Genomic DNA, 17,604 nt, shown 5'->3' with positions numbered 1-17,604 from the left:
TATTCCTTTTTGTAATGAGTTTTTTACAGAGCATAACCTTGTCTAATGAGAGAGTCGAGGATCATCAATTCAGGCTTGCCATCCTGGCTGACTCTTAGTAACTTTTGCCCGCAATTAACGAGGAGACACCGTATGTTGAAGAATCTGGCCAAACTGGATCAAACTGAAATGGATAAAGTAAATGTCGATCTGGCCGCTGCCGGAGTGGCATTTAAAGAACGGTACAATATGCCGGTGATTGCTGAAGCGGTTGAACGTGAACAACCGGAACACTTGCGTGGCTGGTTTCGTGAGCGCCTTATCGCCCACCGTCTCGCCTCTGTAAATCTGTCACGTTTACCTTACGAGCCCAAACTTAAATAAACCTTATATTAAGTTACACTTTCTTACATGGCACCTGCTAAATTATACGTATTTTCTCATACACGCCATTATTCGCAGACACTATGAAAAGGAAGTCATCATGTCGTACTGGAAAGTTGCAGCAGCACAATATGAGCCTCGTAATGCTTCACTCACCGAACAGGTAGCCCATCATCTGGAGTTCGTGAGGGCTGCCGCCAGACACCAGTGCGAACTTTTGGTTTTTCCCTCACTTTCTCTACTGGGATGTGATTACAAACGACGTGCGCTTCCGTCTCCGCCCGATCTCTCGCTTTTAGACCCGCTTTGTTATGCAGCAACAACCTCGCGAATGACCATTATTGCTGGCCTTCCCGTTGAATATAATGAGCGTTTTATTCGCGGTATTGCCGTATTCGCCCCCTGGATGAAAACGCCAGGAATTTATCATCAAAGTCATGGCGCATGCCTGGGTCAACTTTCTAAAACCATCACTGTAGTGGATGGACAACCGGAAGGTATTGATATGGATCCGAGCTGTTCACTCTTCACCACAGGCCAGTGCATCAGCGAGCCTGATTTGTCGGCTTCCACTCGACGCTTAGAGTTTTTCTCACATCAATACTCCATCGCCGTACTAATGGCGAACGCCCGCGGGAACAGCGCGCTGTGGGATGAACATGGCCGCCTTATCGTCCGCGCCGATCGCGGTTCGCTTTTGTTGGTTGGCCAGCGCTCTTCGCAGGGTTGGCAAGGCGATATCATTCCATTACGCTAGGCGTTTTCTTCCTGGAGCATGACCATGTTGCGCATTATCGATACAGAAACCTGCGGTTTGCAGGGAGGGATCGTTGAAATTGCCTCTGTTGATGTTGTTAACGGGAAAATCGTCAACCCTATGAGCCACCTTGTGCGTCCCGACCGTCCCATCAGTCCACAAGCCATGGCGATTCACCGTATCACAGAGTCCATGGTTGCCGACAAACCGTGGATTGAAGAAGTTATCCCGCACTATTACGGTAGCGAATGGTATGTCGCCCACAATGCCAGTTTTGACCGCCGGGTATTGCCAGAAATGCCCGGTGAGTGGATTTGCACCATGAAACTGGCTCGTCGTTTGTGGCCAGGAATCAAGTATAGCAATATGGCACTGTATAAATCGCGCAAGCTGAATGTCCAGACACCATCGGGTCTGCATCACCACCGCGCGCTGTATGATTGCTATATTACCGCAGCCCTGCTTATCGATATTATGAACACATCAGGCTGGACGGCGGAGCAGATGGCGGATATCACCGGGCGGCCGTCGTTGTTGACGACGTTCACGTTTGGCAAGTATCGCGGTAAAGCCGTATCAGACGTTGCAAAGCGCGATCCGGGCTATCTGCGCTGGTTGTTTAACAACCTTGACAGTATGAGCCCGGAGTTACGTTTAACCTTGAAGCATTATCTGGAGAGTGTTTAACCCGCTGATTGGCCTGGTAATGTCCCCTGCGCCAGGGCTATCAGAAAAGCATATTCCATCGCCACACCTTCGTAGGATTTAAAACGTCCGGATTTACCGCCATGCCCTGAATCCATGTCGGTACAAAGCAATAATAGATGGTTATCAGTTTTAAGCTCGCGCAGCTTAGCCACCCATTTTGCCGGTTCCCAGTATTGCACCTGTGAATCGTGTAATCCGGTCGTTACCAGCAGATGCGGATAAGCCTGAGCCGTGACATTGTCATACGGGCTGTAGCTTTTCATATACTCATAATATTGCGGATCCTGCGGATTTCCCCACTCTTCAAATTCGCCGGTAGTAAGAGGAATCGACTCATCAAGCATCGTTGTTACAACATCAACAAACGGTACCTGGGCAATCACGCCGTGGAATAACTCGGGGCGCTCATTAATTGCAACGCCCATCAACATACCGCCAGCACTGCCCCCCATCGCATAACAGAGTGAAGGTGAACCGTAGCCCAGTTTTAACAATGCGTCGCAGGCATCGAGATAGTCATTAAAGGTATTTTTCTTTTTCAGGAATTTACCGTCTTCGTACCATTGCTGCCCCAGCTCGCCGCCGCCACGGACATGGACAATGGCGTAGACAAAACCGCGATCCAACAAACTCAGGCGGCTAAAACTGAAATCGGCATCAATGCTTGCGCCGTACGAGCCATATCCATATACCAGCAGCGGGTTGTGGCCTTTCTGGAAATGCTTGCGATGGTAGACCAGCGAAACAGGCACTTCGACGCCATCACGAGCGGTGATCCACAAGTGTTCGCTGCGGTAATTCGCCGCATCGAAACCAGGGACTTCCGTTTGTTTTAATACCCGACGCTCTCCGGTATCCATATCCAGTTCAAACAATGTATCTGGCGTAGTCATGGAGGAATAGCCATAACGCAATCGTGAGGTTTCAGGTTCCGGGTTATAGGCAATCCAGGTAACGTAAGCCGGATCATCAAAGGCAATGCCGATAACCTCCCGCGTTTTGCGGTTGATTTGCCGCAGACTGGTTAACCCACGCTGACGCTCTTCAACCACCAACCAGTCAGTAAACAGCGTAAAGCCTTCGAGCATGATGTTATCGCGCGGTGGGATTAACTCTTCCCACGCTTGCTCATCACGCATACGGGTACGGTATAAGCCAAAATTTTTGCCGTTACGGTTGGAGCGCAGATAAAACCGATGCTGGTAGTGATCAAGACTGTATTCGTGATCTTTGCGACGCGGTAAAAAGACAAACGGCTCGGCATCGGCCAGCTCTGCATCCAGCAGCCGAACTTCACTGGTAGTTGCGCTGGCAAGGTGAATAACCACATAGTGTTTCGACGTCGTTTTATGTAGGCTGACGTAAAAGGTATCGTCTTTTTCTTCGTAAATCAGTTTGTCTTCAGATGCTGGAGTGCCAATGGCATGCCGCCAGACCTGATACGGCAACAACGTCACCGGATGCTTGCGAACATAATAAAATGTCCAGGAGTCATTCGCCCAGACAAAGCTGGGTTCCACGTTGTCCAGCAGTTCAGGATACCAGTTGCCCGTTTCCAGATTGCGAAAACGGATACCGTACTGGCGTCGGGAAAGAAAATCTTCTGCAAGTGCCATAATCGTGTTATCGGGCGTAATCGCCATTCCGCCCATTGAATAAAATTCACTGTGCGCCGCCCGTTTGTTCGCATCGAGCAGAGTCTCCCATTCGTCCCACTCTTCACTGAACGCCGACTGACGCTGGTAGATTGCATATTCACAACCAGGTTCATAAATTTGCCGGTAGCGATAGCCATTTTTGACGTAAGGTGCAGAGACTTCTCTTTGCGGTATGCGGTCAATGATTTCTTTTAATATCCGATCCTGCAAAGCTTGTTGCGACGCCATGACCTGATGACCGTAGCTATTTTCTTGTTGCAGGTAATCCAGCACTTCCGGCTGCGAGCGTGTGTCGTCCCGCAGCCAGTAGTAATTATCGATGCGCGTGTCGCCATGAAGCGTCATGGCATGGGGGATGCGGGCGGCTTTTGGTAGCATGTTATTGTTCTTTCTGGTTGAAACATCTTATAAGGGTGGCAAAACTCACCCGGGATGCAAGCGAAACAGGGCGGTCATTGTATAGATGATGACAGGTAATGGCGTGAAAATCGAAAGGATGTCGCCAGCGAAAATTAATTCGCTCAAATAGCTGTGCGGTTTTGTATAGCCCGATAAACAGGCATATCAGGCTATACGGAGTGAGATATTATTCAGACAAAGTGCGTTTTTGCTGTTCGAGATCGCGTTCAATTCCTTCACGGACTTCCTGGGGAATTTTCAGCGCATCCCCCAGTGCATTCAGGTAACTGCGCTCCATAAAATGGTCAATATCAATAGCCGCACAGCTCAGGAAATAGATCTCCAGTGCCTCTTCTTCGTTGCGAATCCCCTGGGCCAGGCGCTGCGGATCCAATGGTTGCTCGATTGCCTGTTCGATCAGTACACGCCCCTGCTCTTCAACACCAGCTTCACGCAATTGCTGGTCGATAGCCGCGCGTTCTTTACTATCGATATGACCATCGCTTTTGGCAGCAAAAACCAGGGCGAGGATTAAACGTTCTGTACGTTCATCCAGCGGCGTACTTTGAGTGCCGAATTGCGGTTCGTTCTGATGTGCCGCACGAATTTTATCTTTGTATTTGTTCCACAGTACTGTACCGGCGACCGCTCCGCCACCGACCAGCAACGCGTTTGTACCGTATTTCGTTAATAGTTTACGCGCTGATTTATTCGCAACCAGCAGCCCTGCCAACCCGCCTAATGCGCCGGGTACTAAAAGTTTTCCCAATCCCTGATCTGTAGACGAAGAGGAAGAACTGCTTTGCCCAAGAAGGGATTGCAGTTGATTTAACCAGTTAGCCATTTTTGCTCCTCAATTCACCATTTTAATGGCAATAGCATAGCGAATGAGGATGTCAGAAAGTGTATATAGAGACAAAAGATGCGCAAAAAAGCGGGACGGGAGGCAGTCCTCACAGGAAATTCACGTCAGGTAAGGTGCCGGGTGATGTGATTAATTTGAGGCTTGTAGATTTGATTGTGATTGTCTTATGCGAACCTGGCGTTTCTTATCAGGATTCTGGGGAGTTAGTGCATTGTTGGGCGGATAAGGCGCTCGCGCCGCATCCGCCAGCGGTAAACCGAATTATCAGAAGCCATTAGCGCCGCTGATATCCCGCCATTCCCGCTTTACAATCCACATTAACCAGATAATGAATATCGGCACTTTTACCACGCACGGTCAGCGGTACCGACCATTTATCATCTTTCCCCTGAATATCCTGCAAACTAACCCACGCCACCGGATCGGCCTGACCGACGATTTTTTGATCGTCGGCCCAGCGCGCCACGCGGTTTTGCTGATAATCTCGTTTTACACTCGCAGCGATTCCGGCTGCATCTAAACCTTCACATTTCGGGAAAGTTACCGACTTGCTGGTTTCGTTATTGGCAGCGAAAACTGATGCACAGGCGGAAACCAACAACAGCCCCAACAACGCTCCTCTTTTTTTCATGTTTTTCTCCATAGCACAATGATTCAGGAGAAAGCATGGTACAAATTATCAGGAGCGCAAGTTGCTTCAGGCGGCGTGAGTTTCACCTTCCCCATCCGTGTCAGTATCGACCACCTGAGGAGAAGGTAATTTGCCGGTTTTCAGAATGGTACTAAGCACATCTTTTTGTTCTGCCAACCACAAAGAAAGCGCCTCACGCTGCTCGTCTTCCATTGTCACCGGAGAATTCGCCAACCATGTGTCGAGTAGATCCGCTGTATCGAGCATTTTGTCATAAGCATCGGCTTCCTTTTTGCTGGTAAACGACATCTTCTCTTCGCCCTCACGAATGACTACGTATTTAATTTCAACCGCCATTTGCAGCCTCTCACCATAACTGTAATTTTATACAGTATATTTCTTTTCAGTCGAGAAATCAACGCAAGCAATCAAGCAATAAAGACACGCGCAAACGTTTTCGTTTATACTTCACGCGGAATTAATCAGGGGATATTCGTTATGACGTTATTAGGCACTGCGCTGCGTCCGGCAGCAACTCGCGTGATGTTATTGGGCTCCGGTGAACTGGGTAAAGAAGTGGCTATCGAATGCCAACGCCTCGGCATAGAGGTGATTGCGGTCGATCGCTACGCCGACGCGCCCGCCATGCATGTCGCGCATCGCGCCCATGTCATTAATATGCTGGATGGCGACGCATTGCGCCGTGTTGTTGAACTGGAAAAACCACATTATATCGTGCCGGAGATCGAAGCTATTGCTACCGATATGCTGATCCAGCTTGAAGAGGAAGGGCTAAATGTTGTCCCCTGCGCGCGTGCAACACAATTGACGATGAACCGCGAAGGTATTCGTCGTCTGGCTGCGGAAGAGCTTCAGCTTCCCACTTCAACTTATCGTTTTGCTGATAGCGAAGACCTTTTCCTCGAGGCGGTCGCCGCCATTGGCTACCCCTGCATTGTTAAACCGGTGATGAGTTCTTCCGGCAAGGGGCAGACGTTTATTCGCTCTGCCGAACAACTGACTCAGGCATGGGAGTACGCCCAGCAAGGTGGTCGCGCCGGAGCGGGTCGCGTGATTGTTGAAGGCGTCGTTAAGTTTGATTTCGAAATTACCCTGCTGACCGTCAGCGCGGTAGATGGTGTTCATTTCTGTGCGCCTGTAGGTCATCGCCAGGAAGACGGTGACTATCGTGAATCCTGGCAACCGCAGCAAATGAGTCCACTGGCCCTCGAACGTGCGCAGGAGATTGCCCGCAAGGTGGTGCTGGCACTGGGTGGTTATGGACTGTTTGGTGTCGAGTTGTTTGTCTGTGGTGATGAGGTGATTTTTAGTGAAGTCTCCCCTCGCCCGCATGATACCGGGATGGTGACGTTAATTTCTCAAGATCTTTCTGAGTTTGCCCTGCATGTGCGTGCTTTCCTGGGACTGCCGGTGGGCGGGATTCGCCAGTATGGTCCTGCCGCTTCAGCCGTTATCCTGCCGCAACTGACCAGCCAGAATGTCACGTTTGACAACGTGCAGAAGGCCGTTGGCGCAGGTTTGCAGATTCGTTTATTTGGTAAGCCGGAAATTGATGGTAGCCGTCGTCTGGGGGTTGCGCTGGCTACAGCAGAAAGTGTTGATGAAGCGATTGAACGCGCGAAGCACGCCGCCGCACAGGTAAAAGTACAAGGTTAAATCTGGCAAAAACGCGACAAAAATGCCCGATCCACGATCGGGCATTTTGACTGTTACAGCTTCGCGCCTTCTACTGCTTCACGCGCCAGCTTAGTAATGCGCTCGTAATCGCCCGCTTCCAGCGCATCTGCCGGAACCAGCCAGGAACCACCAATGCACAGTACGCTTTTCAGCGCCAGGTAATCACGGTAGTTAGCCGGAGAAATACCGCCAGTCGGGCAGAAACGAACCTGAGAGAACGGACCTGCAATTGCCTGCAGTGCTTTCACGCCGCCATTAGCTTCTGCCGGGAAGAATTTGAACTCTTTCAGGCCGTAGTCCATACCCAGCATCAGTTCGGAAACAGTGCTGATACCTGGAATCAGAGGAATAGTCCCTTCTGTCGCCGCTTTCAGCAGTGGTTCAGTCAGACCTGGGCTGATTGCGAACTGTGCTCCCGCTTCAGTCACTTCTGCCAGTTGCTGCGGATTCAGCACCGTACCGGCACCGACAATCGCTTCCGGCACTTCTTTGGCGATAGCGCGGATAGCATCAACTGCACACGCCGTACGCAGAGTCACTTCCAGAACGCGCACCCCACCAGCAACCAACGCTTTTGCCATTGGCACCGCGTGTTCCAGTTTATTTACCACGATAACCGGTACAACCGGGCCGGTGGTCAGGATTGATTCTGCACTTGTTTTCCAGTTTTTCATCAGAGTTTTCTCTCGCCTGATTACAAATTTTGTCGTCTTAAAAAGTGATACAGGTTGCGCCCTGTTCGGCACCGGACAGTTTTTCGCGCAAGGCGCTGAATAATTCACGTCCTGTTCCCACGCGTGAAGCGCTCAGGTCAGGAATGTGCGGTTCGCGAGCAGCCAGTTCAGCTTCGTCTACCAGCAGCGTCAGTTCGCCTGTCTGTCCATTCACACGAATGATGTCCCCATCGCGCACTTTTGCCAGCAGCCCACCATCGTAGGCTTCTGGTGTTACGTGGATAGCTGACGGCACTTTACCTGAAGCACCAGAGAGTCGTCCATCGGTAACTAACGCAATTTTGAAACGCCGGTCCAATAATACACCAAGTGGCGGCATGAGTTTATGTAATTCTGGCATTCCGTTCGCTTTTGGCCCCTGATGGCGGACAACAACCACACAATCACGGTCCAGCATACCTGCTTCAAAAGCAGGCATAACGTCATGCTGGCTCTCGAAAACAACAGCAGGCGCTTCAATCACCTGGTTTTCAACCGGCACTGCAGAGGTTTTCATGACGGCACGGCCCAGGTTGCCGCTTAACACTTTTGTCCCGCCATGATGCGAGAAAGGTTGTTCAAAGGAAGCAATCACATTGCTGTCGAGCGATTTGTCTGCACCTTCGCGCCAGTCCAGCTCGCCGTTATTCAGCCATGGTTCGAGGGTATAGCGCGAAAGACCAAAGCCCGCCACCGTATTGACATCTTCATGCAACAGGCCCGCCTTGAGCAGTTCACGCACCAGAACCGGTACACCACCCGCCGCCTGGAAGTGGTTAATATCGGCCGGACCGTTTGGATACAAACGCGCCATCAGAGGTACGACATCAGAAAGGTCAGAGAAGTCATCCCAGTTGATCTGAACACCGGCCGCACGCGCCATCGCCACCAGGTGCATGGTGTGGTTAGTAGAACCACCGGTCGCCAGCAGTGCAACAATACCGTTCACCACCACTTTCTCGTCGATCATCTTACCGATCGGCATCCATTCATTGCCGTTGCCGGTCATGCGTGTAACCTGGCGCGCAGCGGCTGCGGTTAATGCATCACGTAACGGGGAGTCTGGATGAACAAAAGAAGAGCCCGGCAACTGCATCCCCATAAACTCCACCACCATCTGGTTGGTGTTGGCAGTACCGTAGAAAGTACATGTACCAGGGGCATGATAAGACGCAGCCTCTGACTCCAGCAGTGCCATTCGATCCACCTTCCCTTCGGCATAAAGCTGGCGAATACGCACTTTTTCTTTATTTGGCAACCCGCTTGCCATCGGACCTGACGGCACAAATACCGCAGGCAGATGACCGAACGACAGCGCTGCCATCGTCAGCCCAGGGACAATCTTATCGCACACGCCGAGGAACAACGCGCCATCAAACATGTTATGGGACAGCCCCACAGCCGCAGACATCGCAATGACTTCGCGGCTTAACAGCGACAGTTCCATACCATCCTGCCCCTGGGTGACACCATCACACATCGCCGGAACACCACCCGCAACCTGGCCAACCGCATTAGCTTCATGCAGTGCTTTACGAATAATCTCTGGATAATGTTCATAAGGCTGGTGAGCGGAGAGCATGTCGTTGTAGGAGGTGATGATAGCGATATTGTTACGCAACATGCTTTTCAGGGAGGCTTTGTCTTCTGGCTGGCAAGCGGCGAAACCGTGAGCCAGGTTACCGCATGCCAACTGCGAACGATGAACGGTCGAAGTTTTCGCTTGTTCGATCCGGGCGAGGTAAGCAGAACGAGTCTCGCGCGAACGTTCAATGATTCGATTTGTTACGCGTAACAATTGTGGATTCATAAAGGCTCCTGAAATTGAGTTGTCAGAGCAGGATGATTCACAACGCGTTTCATTCAGAGGATTTATGAGTGAAACGCCTGTAACCGGAGCTCATAGGGCAGAAACGTTTCAGTCAGTGTAATAAAAAAAGCCTCGCGGGTGAATCCGCACGAGGCCTGAAAGTGTAAAAATTGTTCTACAATCTGTGCAAGATCATGTTACCGGTAAAATAACCATAAAGGATGAGTGCAGATATTACTCAAACTCATTCCAGGAACGGCCATCACGGGTAATCATCGCCACCGAAGCAACCGGTCCCCAGGTTCCGGCCTGATACGGTTTCGGCGCATCGTTATCCATCGCCCATGCTTCAGTAATGGAGTCCACCCATTTCCAGGCTTCTTCCACTTCATCACGACGTACAAACAGCGCCTGAATACCGCGCATGGTTTCCAGCAGCAGACGTTCATAAGCATCTGCCAGATGCGTCTGATTAAAGGTTTCTGAATAGCTCAGATCCAGCTTGGTGATTTGCAGGTTATGTTTGTGATCAAGACCAGGAACCTTGTTCAACACTTGAATATCCACGCCTTCATCAGGTTGCAGACGGATAGTCAGTTTGTTCTGCGGCAGGTCCTGCCACGACTCTTTAAACAGATTGAGCTCTGGCGTTTTGAAATAGACCACCACTTCAGAGCATTTGGTCGGCAAACGTTTACCGGTACGCAGGTAGAACGGTACGCCAGCCCAGCGCCAGTTGTCGATATCGACACGGATAGCCACGAAGGTTTCCGTGTTACTGCTTTTGTTCGCGCCCTCTTCTTCCAGGTAGCCCGGCACTTTTTTGCCCTGGGCGAAGCCCGCAGTGTATTGCCCGCGTACGGTTTTTTCGCGTACGTTGGAGCGGTCAATGCGGCGCAGAGACTTCAGTACTTTCACTTTTTCATCGCGGATGCTGTCTGCGCTCAGATCAGACGGCGGAGACATCGCAATCATGCAGAGAATTTGTAGCAGGTGGTTCTGGATCATGTCGCGCATCTGACCGGCTTTATCAAAATAGCCCCAGCGCCCTTCGATCCCCACTTCTTCTGCCACGGTAATCTCAACATGATCAATAGTGCGGTTGTCCCAGTTGTTCACAAATAGGGAGTTAGCAAAACGCAGCGCCAACAGGTTCAGCACCGTTTCTTTACCAAGGTAATGGTCGATACGGTATACCTGGCACTCCTCGAAATATTCACCGACCTGATCGTTGATTTCCTGCGAGGTCGCCAGCGACGTCCCCAGCGGTTTTTCCATCACCACACGCGCCGGTTTGCCGTTCAGTTTCGCCTCACCAAGCCCTTTGCAGATTGCGCCAAAAGTGCCTGGCGGCATGGCAAAGTAGTTAATGGTGATACGATTTTTTTGATCCAGCATCGCACCAAGACGACTGAATGCAGCGGTGTCATTGACATCGAGATTACAAAAATCCAGACGTGCACTCAGGGTGTCCCATAAACCTTCATCAATAGTTTCTTTCATGAAGGTTTCCAGCGCTTCGCGGACTACTTTGGTATATGCCGCTTTATCCCAGTCAGCACGCCCTACGCCGATAATACGGGTATCCGGGTTGAGCTGACCGGCTTTTTCCAGTTGATACAGGGAAGGCAGCAATTTACGACGCGCAAGGTCGCCTTTCGCGCCGAAAATGACCAGGTCACAAGCCTGGGCTGTTTGCGTTACCGCCATGTCATTCTCCTTAAGTTAACTAACCCGGTACTTAAGCCTGGGTATACTTGTAATTTTCTTACGGTGCACTGTACTGCTTTTACGAGCTTGCGAAAACTGTAAACGCTTATCCACCTGTGCGATTACGGCAAAAGCGCGCAAAGTGCGGCAAAACTGATAAAAAAATCATCGTTTTCCATTGGGTAAAAATCTGACACTGATCATGTTATGAAAAAAAATGACAACTTTTTTATCCGCTTTTGTCATTAATACGACACACAGGCGTAATATCAGACCAAACTGCATTTCGATTTCTTTCAGTGTGGAAATCGTCATTACCGTGAGTCTCTTTACATCATGAATATGCTGGAAAAAATCCAGTCTCAACTGGAACATTTGAGCAAATCAGAACGAAAAGTCGCCGAGGTCATTCTTGCTTCGCCTGACAACGCGATCCATTCGAGTATTGCTGCTCTGGCACTTGAGGCCAATGTTAGCGAACCAACGGTGAATCGTTTCTGTCGCAGCATGGACACCCGCGGTTTTCCTGATTTTAAACTCCATCTGGCACAAAGCCTGGCAAATGGCACGCCCTATGTTAATCGCAACGTTAATGAAGATGACAGCGTTGAATCATACACGGGGAAAATATTTGAGTCGGCAATGGCCACGCTCGATCACGTCCGTCACTCGCTGGATAAATCTGCCGTCAACCGTGCCGTCGATCTCCTGACTCAGGCCAAAAAAATCGCCTTTTTCGGTCTGGGCTCTTCTGCCGCCGTCGCCCACGATGCGATGAATAAGTTTTTTCGCTTTAATGTTCCAGTGGTTTACTCCGACGATATTGTGTTGCAACGCATGAGTTGTATGAATTGTAGCGACGGAGACGTGGTTGTGCTGATTTCTCACACCGGGAGAACCAAAAATCTGGTTGAACTGGCGCAGTTAGCACGGGAAAACGACGCGATGGTAATTGCCCTCACCTCCGCCGGTACGCCACTCGCCCGGGAAGCAACGCTGGCAATTACCCTCGACGTACCTGAAGATACTGACATTTATATGCCCATGGTGTCTCGACTTGCGCAGTTGACCGTGATAGATGTGCTGGCAACAGGATTTACTTTGCGACGCGGCACAAAATTCAGAGATAACTTGAAGCGGGTCAAGGAAGCGCTCAAGGAATCGCGCTTTGATAAGCAGTTACTTAAATTGAGTGACGATCGCTAAATCGATTATCACTGTTCTATCCTTATACGATATTCGCATGTGTTTAAATTACAACCATAATGGTTTTAGTTTATGCGAATTCATGTTCAAGCAACACCTGGTTGTTTCAGTCAACGGAGTATTACATGTCCAGAAGGCTTCGCAGAACCAAAATCGTTACCACGTTAGGCCCAGCTACCGATCGCGATAATAACCTTGAAAAGGTCATCGCAGCGGGTGCAAACGTCGTACGAATGAACTTTTCTCATGGCTCGCCTGAAGACCATAAAATGCGCGCGGATAAAGTTCGTGAAATTGCCGCAAAACTGGGTCGTCATGTGGCTATTCTCGGTGACCTTCAGGGGCCAAAGATTCGCGTATCAACTTTTAAAGAAGGTAAGGTTTTCCTCAATATTGGGGATAAATTCCTGCTGGATGCCAACTTGGGCAAAGGTGAAGGCGATAAAGAAAAAGTCGGTATCGACTATAAAGGTCTGCCTGCTGACGTCGTGCCTGGCGACATTCTGCTGCTGGACGACGGTCGCGTACAGTTAAAAGTACTGGAAGTTCAGGGCCTGAAAGTGTTCACCGAAGTGACCGTCGGCGGCCCTCTTTCCAATAATAAAGGTATCAACAAACTCGGTGGTGGTCTGTCTGCTGAAGCGCTGACAGAGAAAGACAAAGCAGACATTAAAACTGCGGCATTGATTGGCGTAGATTATTTGGCTGTCTCTTTCCCACGCTGCGGCGAAGATCTGAATTATGCTCGTCGTCTGGCGCGCGATGCAGGTTGTGATGCGAAAATTGTCGCCAAAGTTGAACGTGCAGAAGCCGTTTGCAGCCAGGATGCAATGGACGACATTATCCTCGCTTCTGACGTGGTGATGGTCGCACGTGGCGACCTCGGCGTAGAGATTGGCGATCCGGAACTGGTTGGGATTCAGAAAGCGCTGATTCGTCGCGCGCGTCAGCTGAACCGCGCAGTCATTACTGCTACCCAGATGATGGAATCGATGATTACCAACCCAATGCCGACGCGTGCAGAAGTCATGGACGTGGCGAACGCTGTTCTGGATGGTACTGACGCCGTAATGTTGTCTGCGGAAACCGCCGCTGGTCAGTATCCATCTGAAACCGTTGCTGCAATGGCGCGTGTTTGCCTGGGTGCCGAAAAAATCCCGAGCATCAATGTGTCTAAACACCGCCTGGATGTTCAGTTCGACAATGTGGAAGAAGCTATCGCGATGTCCGCAATGTACGCGGCTAACCACCTGAAAGGCGTTACCGCGATCATCACCATGACCGAATCCGGTCGTACCGCGCTGATGACTTCCCGTATCAGCTCCGGTCTGCCGATTTTCGCCATGTCTCGTCATGAACGCACTCTGAACCTGACTGCGCTTTATCGTGGTGTTACGCCGGTCTATTTTGACAGTGCAAATGAAGGCGTGGTTGCTGCCAGCGAAGCAGTAAATCTGCTGCGCGATAAAGGCTACCTGATGTCTGGTGATCTGGTGATTGTCACCCAGGGCGACGTGATGAGTACCGTGGGTTCGACGAATACCACGCGTATTTTAACGGTAGAGTAAGTACGTTGCCGGATGTGGCGAAAACGCCTCATCCGGCCTACAGTTCAATGATAATTCAATAGATTTCTAATCTTCTGAAGCAAACTTGAACTTATCATCAGGCGAAGGCCTCTCCTCACGAGAGGCTTTTTTTATTTGATGGGATAAAGATCTTTACGCTTATACGGCTGGATTTCGCCCGGTTTGCGCGTTTTCAGCAATTTTAAAATCCAGGTGTACTGCTCTGGTCGCGGGCCAACAAAAATCTCGACTTCTTCATTCATACGCCGTGCAATGGTAGCGTCATCCGCCTCTAACAGGTCATCCATCGGTGGACGAACCTGAATCGTCAGACGATGGGTCTTGCCATCATAGATTGGGAACAGCGGAACGACACGCGCGCGACATACTTTCATCAGGCGACCAATTGCTGGCAGCGTTGCTTTATACGTTGCGAAGAAATCAACAAATTCGCTGTGTTCAGGTCCATGATCCTGATCCGGTAAATAATAGCCCCAGTAGCCCTGACGAACCGACTGGATGAAAGGTTTAATACCATCATTTCTCGCGTGCAGACGACCGCCAAAACGACGACGCACCGTGTTCCAGACATAATCAAAAACCGGGTTGCCCTGATTATGGAACATCGCTGCCATTTTCTGCCCTTGTGAGGCCATCAGCATAGCGGGGATATCAACTGCCCAGCCGTGCGGTACCAGAAAGATCACTTTCTCGTTGTTACGCCGCATCTCTTCGATGATCTCCAGCCCCTGCCAGTCGACGCGAGGCTGGATTTTCTCCGGCCCACGTATCGCCAGTTCAGCCATCATTGCCATCGCTTGCGGCGCGGTGGCAAACATCTCATCAACAATCGCTTCGCGTTCGGCTTCGCTACGTTCGGGAAAGCAGAGAGACAGATTGATCAACGCCCGACGACGTGAGCTTTTACCCAGTCTTCCGGCAAAACGCCCCAACCGCGCAAGAATTGGATCACGGAATTTCGCTGGTGTTAAGGCAATACCGGCCATTGCCGCCACGCCCAACCAGGCTCCCCAGTAACGAGGGTGACGAAAGGATTTATCAAACTCAGGAATATATTCGCTATTATTTTTTTTCGTTTCCATGCTTTTCCAGTTTCGGATAAGGCAATAATCAATCTGGTGGTAGTGTAACGGCGCAACTTGCCCCGCACCAAATAAAAAAGCCGGCACTGACTGCGTACCGGCTGCCAATGGGTATTAATCAATCAAACTGTAGCTGCGGTACAATCTCCTTGGCCTTCGCCAGGAAATCGGTACGATCTGAACCGGTCAGCCCTTCAGTACGCGGCAGTTTCGCTGTCAACGGGTTCACCGCCTGCTGGTTAATCCATACCTCATAATGCAGATGTGGCCCAGTTGAACGCCCGGTGTTACCGGAAAGCGCGATACGATCGCCACGCTTCACTTTCTGCCCCGGTTTAACCAGAATCTTACGCAGGTGCATATAACGCGTGGTGTAGCTGCGACCATGACGAATCGCGACATAATAACCCGCTGCGCCACTGCGTTTAGCAACTACCACTTCACCGTCTCCCACCGAAAGCACCGGCGTACCCTGCGGCATCGCAAAATCAACGCCTCTGTGCGGCGCAACGCGAGCGGTTACCGGGTTCAGACGACGCGGGTTAAAGTTAGACGAAATGCGGAACTGTTTTGCCGTCGGGAATCGTAAGAACCCTTTCGCCAGGCCAGTGCCGTTGCGGTCGTAGAATTTGCCATCTTCAGCGCGAATAGCATAGTAATCTTTGCCTTCTGAACGCAAACGCACGCCCAGCAGTTGGCTTTGTTCACGTTTGCCATCAAGCATCTCACGTGACATTAATACCGCAAATTCGTCACCTTTTTTCACTTTGCGGAAGTCCATCTGCCACTGCATTGCTTTAATCACCGCGCTCACTTCAGCACTGGTTAAACCTGCATTTTTGGCGCTGGCAACAAAACTTGTCCCAACGGTTCCTTTCACCAGATTGTTAACCCACTCCCCTTGCTGCATTTCGCTGGTCATTTTAAAACCATTCGCGGCGGTGCGGTCATAGGTACGGGTTTCGCGGCGAGACACTTCCCAGGTCAGACGCTGTAACTCGCCTTCAGCGGTTAATGTCCAGGAGAGTTGTTGACCAATTTTCAGGTTACGCAGATCTTTATCAGCAGCAGCAAGTTGGGTGATATCACCCATCTCAATACCATATTGATTAAGGATGCTACTTAACGTGTCGCCCGTAGAAACGACATATTCATGAACGCCGGCTTCACCAGCGATTTTGTCGTCCAGTTCGTCCTGGGGAATGGCTTCATCTTCTTGCGCGGCTTGATCAATCGGCTCACTGGCCTCAGGTAAGAGAGAACGAATTTCGTTCTGTTCAAGCTCAATGGTTTTGACAATAGGCGAGGCGTCTCGGTGGTAAACATAAGGCCGCCAGACAGCGACGGCCAGAGTAAGAACGGTAAGCGACCCCAACATAACGCGGTGTGGTCGCGGTAAATTATTAAACGCCAGGGCGACAGAGCGGGCTATCTGTTGCACGTAATCACTTCCTCATTAATCTCCTTTCAGGCAGCTCGCGTACTGGTTAGCTAATTGATTCAGGAATTCTGAATAGCTTGTTTTGCCCAGTTTGATATTCGTCCCAAGGGGATCCAACGTTCCCATACGAACGGATGTCCCTCGTGCGACGCTTTCAACGACCGCAGGCCTGAACTGTGGCTCAGCAAAAACGCAGGTTGCTTTTTGCTCAACCAACTGTGTTCTTATTTGATGTAAACGCTGCGCGCCAGGTTGAATCTCAGGGTTTACGGTAAAGTGACCAAGCGGTGTCAGTCCGAATTGTTTTTCGAAGTAGCCGTAAGCATCATGAAAAACGAAATAACCTTTTCCCTTGAGCGGCGCGAGCTCGTTACCAACCTGTTTCCTACTTGAAGCTAATTGTGCCTCAAATTCCATCAGGTTGGCGTCAAGTTTGGCTCGACTTTGCGGCATAAGTTCCACTAATTTTCCATGGATTGCAACCGCTGTAGCCCGCGCTATCTCTGGGGAAAGCCAAACGTGCATGTTGAAATCGCCGTGATGGTGATCTTCGTCACTTTTTTCCGCGTGGTCATGATCATCATCAGCGTCGAGAATGCTTTTCATCAGCAGCGGTTTTACACTCTCAAGCTGCGCAATGGTTACCTGCTTCGCTTCGGGTAATTTACTCACGGGATTTTGCATAAACGCTTCCATTTCCGGCCCAACCCAGACAACTAAGTCCGCGTTCTGTAAGCGTTTTACATCAGATGGACGCAGTGAATAATCATGTTCAGAGGCCCCATCAGGAAGTAACACCTCCGTCTCTGTTACTCCATCAGCAATAGCGGAAGCGATGAATCCAACAGGTTTAAGCGAAGCGACAACGGCAGCTTCTGCTACCTGAGTTGCACTGCCCCAGAGAGCAGCAGATAATGCTGCGAAAAGAAGCGTTTTTTTATGTAACATAATGCGACCAATTATCGTAATGAATA

General features: G+C 50.4%; 16 protein-coding genes. 6 read left to right on the top strand and 10 right to left on the bottom strand.

Annotation, left to right across the window (positions count from 1 at the left end; translation table 11 throughout):
* The first annotated feature begins 132 nt into the window (after positions 1-132).
* The 3 genes from holE to exoX all read left to right on the top strand — a co-directional run bounded on the left by holE (position 133) and on the right by exoX (position 1,807).
* Complete coding sequence (gene holE, locus D9736_RS03080; protein WP_000916758.1) at positions 133-363, top strand: DNA polymerase III subunit theta; 231 nt, start codon at positions 133-135, stop codon at positions 361-363.
* A 100-nt stretch (positions 364-463) separates the two neighbouring features.
* Positions 464-1,120, top strand: a complete 657-nt coding sequence (yobB, locus tag D9736_RS03075; protein ID WP_130257660.1) for a carbon-nitrogen hydrolase family protein YobB — start codon at positions 464-466, stop codon at positions 1,118-1,120.
* A gap of 24 nt (positions 1,121-1,144) precedes the next feature.
* Positions 1,145-1,807 carry an exodeoxyribonuclease X gene (gene exoX / locus D9736_RS03070; RefSeq protein ID WP_130208475.1) on the top strand — a complete coding sequence of 221 codons (663 nt, stop codon included), beginning with the start codon at positions 1,145-1,147 and terminating at the stop codon, positions 1,805-1,807.
* Here exoX and ptrB read toward each other — a convergent pair.
* From ptrB to yebG, 4 genes are all read right to left on the bottom strand, one after another.
* Positions 1,804-3,864 carry an oligopeptidase B gene (gene ptrB / locus D9736_RS03065; protein WP_130218720.1) on the bottom strand — a complete coding sequence of 687 codons (2,061 nt, stop codon included), beginning with the start codon at positions 3,862-3,864 and terminating at the stop codon, positions 1,804-1,806. The two genes, exoX and ptrB, sit on opposite strands and share 4 nt — an antisense overlap.
* Positions 3,865-4,072: 208 nt before the next feature.
* Positions 4,073-4,729, bottom strand: a complete 657-nt coding sequence (locus D9736_RS03060; protein ID WP_064529265.1) for a tellurite resistance TerB family protein — start codon at positions 4,727-4,729, stop codon at positions 4,073-4,075.
* 295 nt (positions 4,730-5,024) lie between these two features.
* Positions 5,025-5,381 carry a protein YebF gene (yebF, locus tag D9736_RS03055; protein WP_130257659.1) on the bottom strand — a complete coding sequence of 119 codons (357 nt, stop codon included), beginning with the start codon at positions 5,379-5,381 and terminating at the stop codon, positions 5,025-5,027.
* A 66-nt stretch (positions 5,382-5,447) separates the two neighbouring features.
* The gene (gene yebG, locus D9736_RS03050) at positions 5,448-5,738 is read right to left on the bottom strand and encodes a DNA damage-inducible protein YebG (protein WP_130208483.1); all 291 of its coding nucleotides are present in this window, start codon (positions 5,736-5,738) and stop codon (positions 5,448-5,450) included.
* 141 nt (positions 5,739-5,879) lie between these two features.
* Here yebG and purT point away from each other — a divergent pair, with 141 nt between their 5' ends.
* The gene (purT, locus tag D9736_RS03045; RefSeq protein ID WP_130257658.1) at positions 5,880-7,058 is read left to right on the top strand and encodes a formate-dependent phosphoribosylglycinamide formyltransferase; all 1,179 of its coding nucleotides are present in this window, start codon (positions 5,880-5,882) and stop codon (positions 7,056-7,058) included.
* A gap of 53 nt (positions 7,059-7,111) precedes the next feature.
* On the opposite strand, the gene kdgA is transcribed toward purT, so the two are convergent.
* The 3 genes from kdgA to zwf all read right to left on the bottom strand — a co-directional run bounded on the left by kdgA (position 7,112) and on the right by zwf (position 11,312).
* Positions 7,112-7,753 (bottom strand): bifunctional 4-hydroxy-2-oxoglutarate aldolase/2-dehydro-3-deoxy-phosphogluconate aldolase, encoded by a 642-nt coding sequence (gene kdgA, locus D9736_RS03040; RefSeq protein ID WP_130257657.1) that lies wholly within the window; start codon positions 7,751-7,753, stop codon positions 7,112-7,114.
* Between the two features lie 37 nt (positions 7,754-7,790).
* Complete coding sequence (gene edd, locus D9736_RS03035; protein WP_130257656.1) at positions 7,791-9,602, bottom strand: phosphogluconate dehydratase; 1,812 nt, start codon at positions 9,600-9,602, stop codon at positions 7,791-7,793.
* A gap of 234 nt (positions 9,603-9,836) precedes the next feature.
* Positions 9,837-11,312, bottom strand: coding sequence for a glucose-6-phosphate dehydrogenase (gene zwf / locus D9736_RS03030; RefSeq protein ID WP_130208489.1), 1,476 nt, complete (start codon positions 11,310-11,312; stop codon positions 9,837-9,839).
* A 336-nt stretch (positions 11,313-11,648) separates the two neighbouring features.
* On the opposite strand from zwf, the gene hexR reads away from it, so the two are divergent.
* Together hexR and pyk are read left to right on the top strand one after the other, a co-directional pair.
* Entirely contained in the window at positions 11,649-12,518 is an 870-nt protein-coding gene (gene hexR / locus D9736_RS03025) for a DNA-binding transcriptional regulator HexR (RefSeq protein WP_105289041.1), read from the top strand.
* Between the two features lie 125 nt (positions 12,519-12,643).
* Positions 12,644-14,086, top strand: coding sequence for a pyruvate kinase (gene pyk, locus D9736_RS03020; RefSeq protein WP_130218706.1), 1,443 nt, complete (start codon positions 12,644-12,646; stop codon positions 14,084-14,086).
* Between the two features lie 131 nt (positions 14,087-14,217).
* Here pyk and lpxM read toward each other — a convergent pair whose 3' ends face one another.
* From lpxM to znuA, 3 genes are all read right to left on the bottom strand, one after another.
* Entirely contained in the window at positions 14,218-15,189 is a 972-nt protein-coding gene (gene lpxM, locus D9736_RS03015; protein ID WP_130208491.1) for a lauroyl-Kdo(2)-lipid IV(A) myristoyltransferase, read from the bottom strand.
* Between the two features lie 118 nt (positions 15,190-15,307).
* On the bottom strand, positions 15,308-16,630 hold the full coding sequence (gene mepM, locus D9736_RS03010) for a murein DD-endopeptidase MepM (RefSeq protein WP_130218704.1): 1,323 nt from the start codon (positions 16,628-16,630) through the stop codon (positions 15,308-15,310).
* Positions 16,631-16,645: 15 nt separating this feature from the next.
* The gene (gene znuA, locus D9736_RS03005; protein WP_130257655.1) at positions 16,646-17,578 is read right to left on the bottom strand and encodes a zinc ABC transporter substrate-binding protein ZnuA; all 933 of its coding nucleotides are present in this window, start codon (positions 17,576-17,578) and stop codon (positions 16,646-16,648) included.
* Positions 17,579-17,604: the final 26 nt, after the last annotated feature.

This window comes from Escherichia sp. E10V10, assembly GCF_004211985.1.
Lineage (GTDB): Bacteria > Pseudomonadota > Gammaproteobacteria > Enterobacterales > Enterobacteriaceae > Escherichia.
The sequence above is the reverse complement of the archived record's forward strand: the minus strand, read 5'-3'. Positions and strand labels throughout refer to the sequence as shown.

Excerpts from the sequence above, each read along its gene's own strand:
- holE (WP_000916758.1), top strand. The coding sequence starts at position 133 with ATGTTGAAGAATCTGGCCAAACTGGATCAAACTGAAATGGATAAAGTA.
- yobB (WP_130257660.1), top strand. The coding sequence starts at position 464 with ATGTCGTACTGGAAAGTTGCAGCAGCACAATATGAGCCTCGTAATGCT.
- exoX (WP_130208475.1), top strand. The coding sequence starts at position 1,145 with ATGTTGCGCATTATCGATACAGAAACCTGCGGTTTGCAGGGAGGGATC.
- ptrB (WP_130218720.1), bottom strand. The coding sequence starts at position 3,864 with ATGCTACCAAAAGCCGCCCGCATCCCCCATGCCATGACGCTTCATGGC.
- D9736_RS03060 (WP_064529265.1), bottom strand. The coding sequence starts at position 4,729 with ATGGCTAACTGGTTAAATCAACTGCAATCCCTTCTTGGGCAAAGCAGT.
- yebF (WP_130257659.1), bottom strand. The coding sequence starts at position 5,381 with ATGAAAAAAAGAGGAGCGTTGTTGGGGCTGTTGTTGGTTTCCGCCTGT.
- yebG (WP_130208483.1), bottom strand. The coding sequence starts at position 5,738 with ATGGCGGTTGAAATTAAATACGTAGTCATTCGTGAGGGCGAAGAGAAG.
- purT (WP_130257658.1), top strand. The coding sequence starts at position 5,880 with ATGACGTTATTAGGCACTGCGCTGCGTCCGGCAGCAACTCGCGTGATG.
- kdgA (WP_130257657.1), bottom strand. The coding sequence starts at position 7,753 with ATGAAAAACTGGAAAACAAGTGCAGAATCAATCCTGACCACCGGCCCG.
- edd (WP_130257656.1), bottom strand. The coding sequence starts at position 9,602 with ATGAATCCACAATTGTTACGCGTAACAAATCGAATCATTGAACGTTCG.
- zwf (WP_130208489.1), bottom strand. The coding sequence starts at position 11,312 with ATGGCGGTAACGCAAACAGCCCAGGCTTGTGACCTGGTCATTTTCGGC.
- hexR (WP_105289041.1), top strand. The coding sequence starts at position 11,649 with ATGAATATGCTGGAAAAAATCCAGTCTCAACTGGAACATTTGAGCAAA.
- pyk (WP_130218706.1), top strand. The coding sequence starts at position 12,644 with ATGTCCAGAAGGCTTCGCAGAACCAAAATCGTTACCACGTTAGGCCCA.
- lpxM (WP_130208491.1), bottom strand. The coding sequence starts at position 15,189 with ATGGAAACGAAAAAAAATAATAGCGAATATATTCCTGAGTTTGATAAA.
- znuA (WP_130257655.1), bottom strand. The coding sequence starts at position 17,578 with ATGTTACATAAAAAAACGCTTCTTTTCGCAGCATTATCTGCTGCTCTC.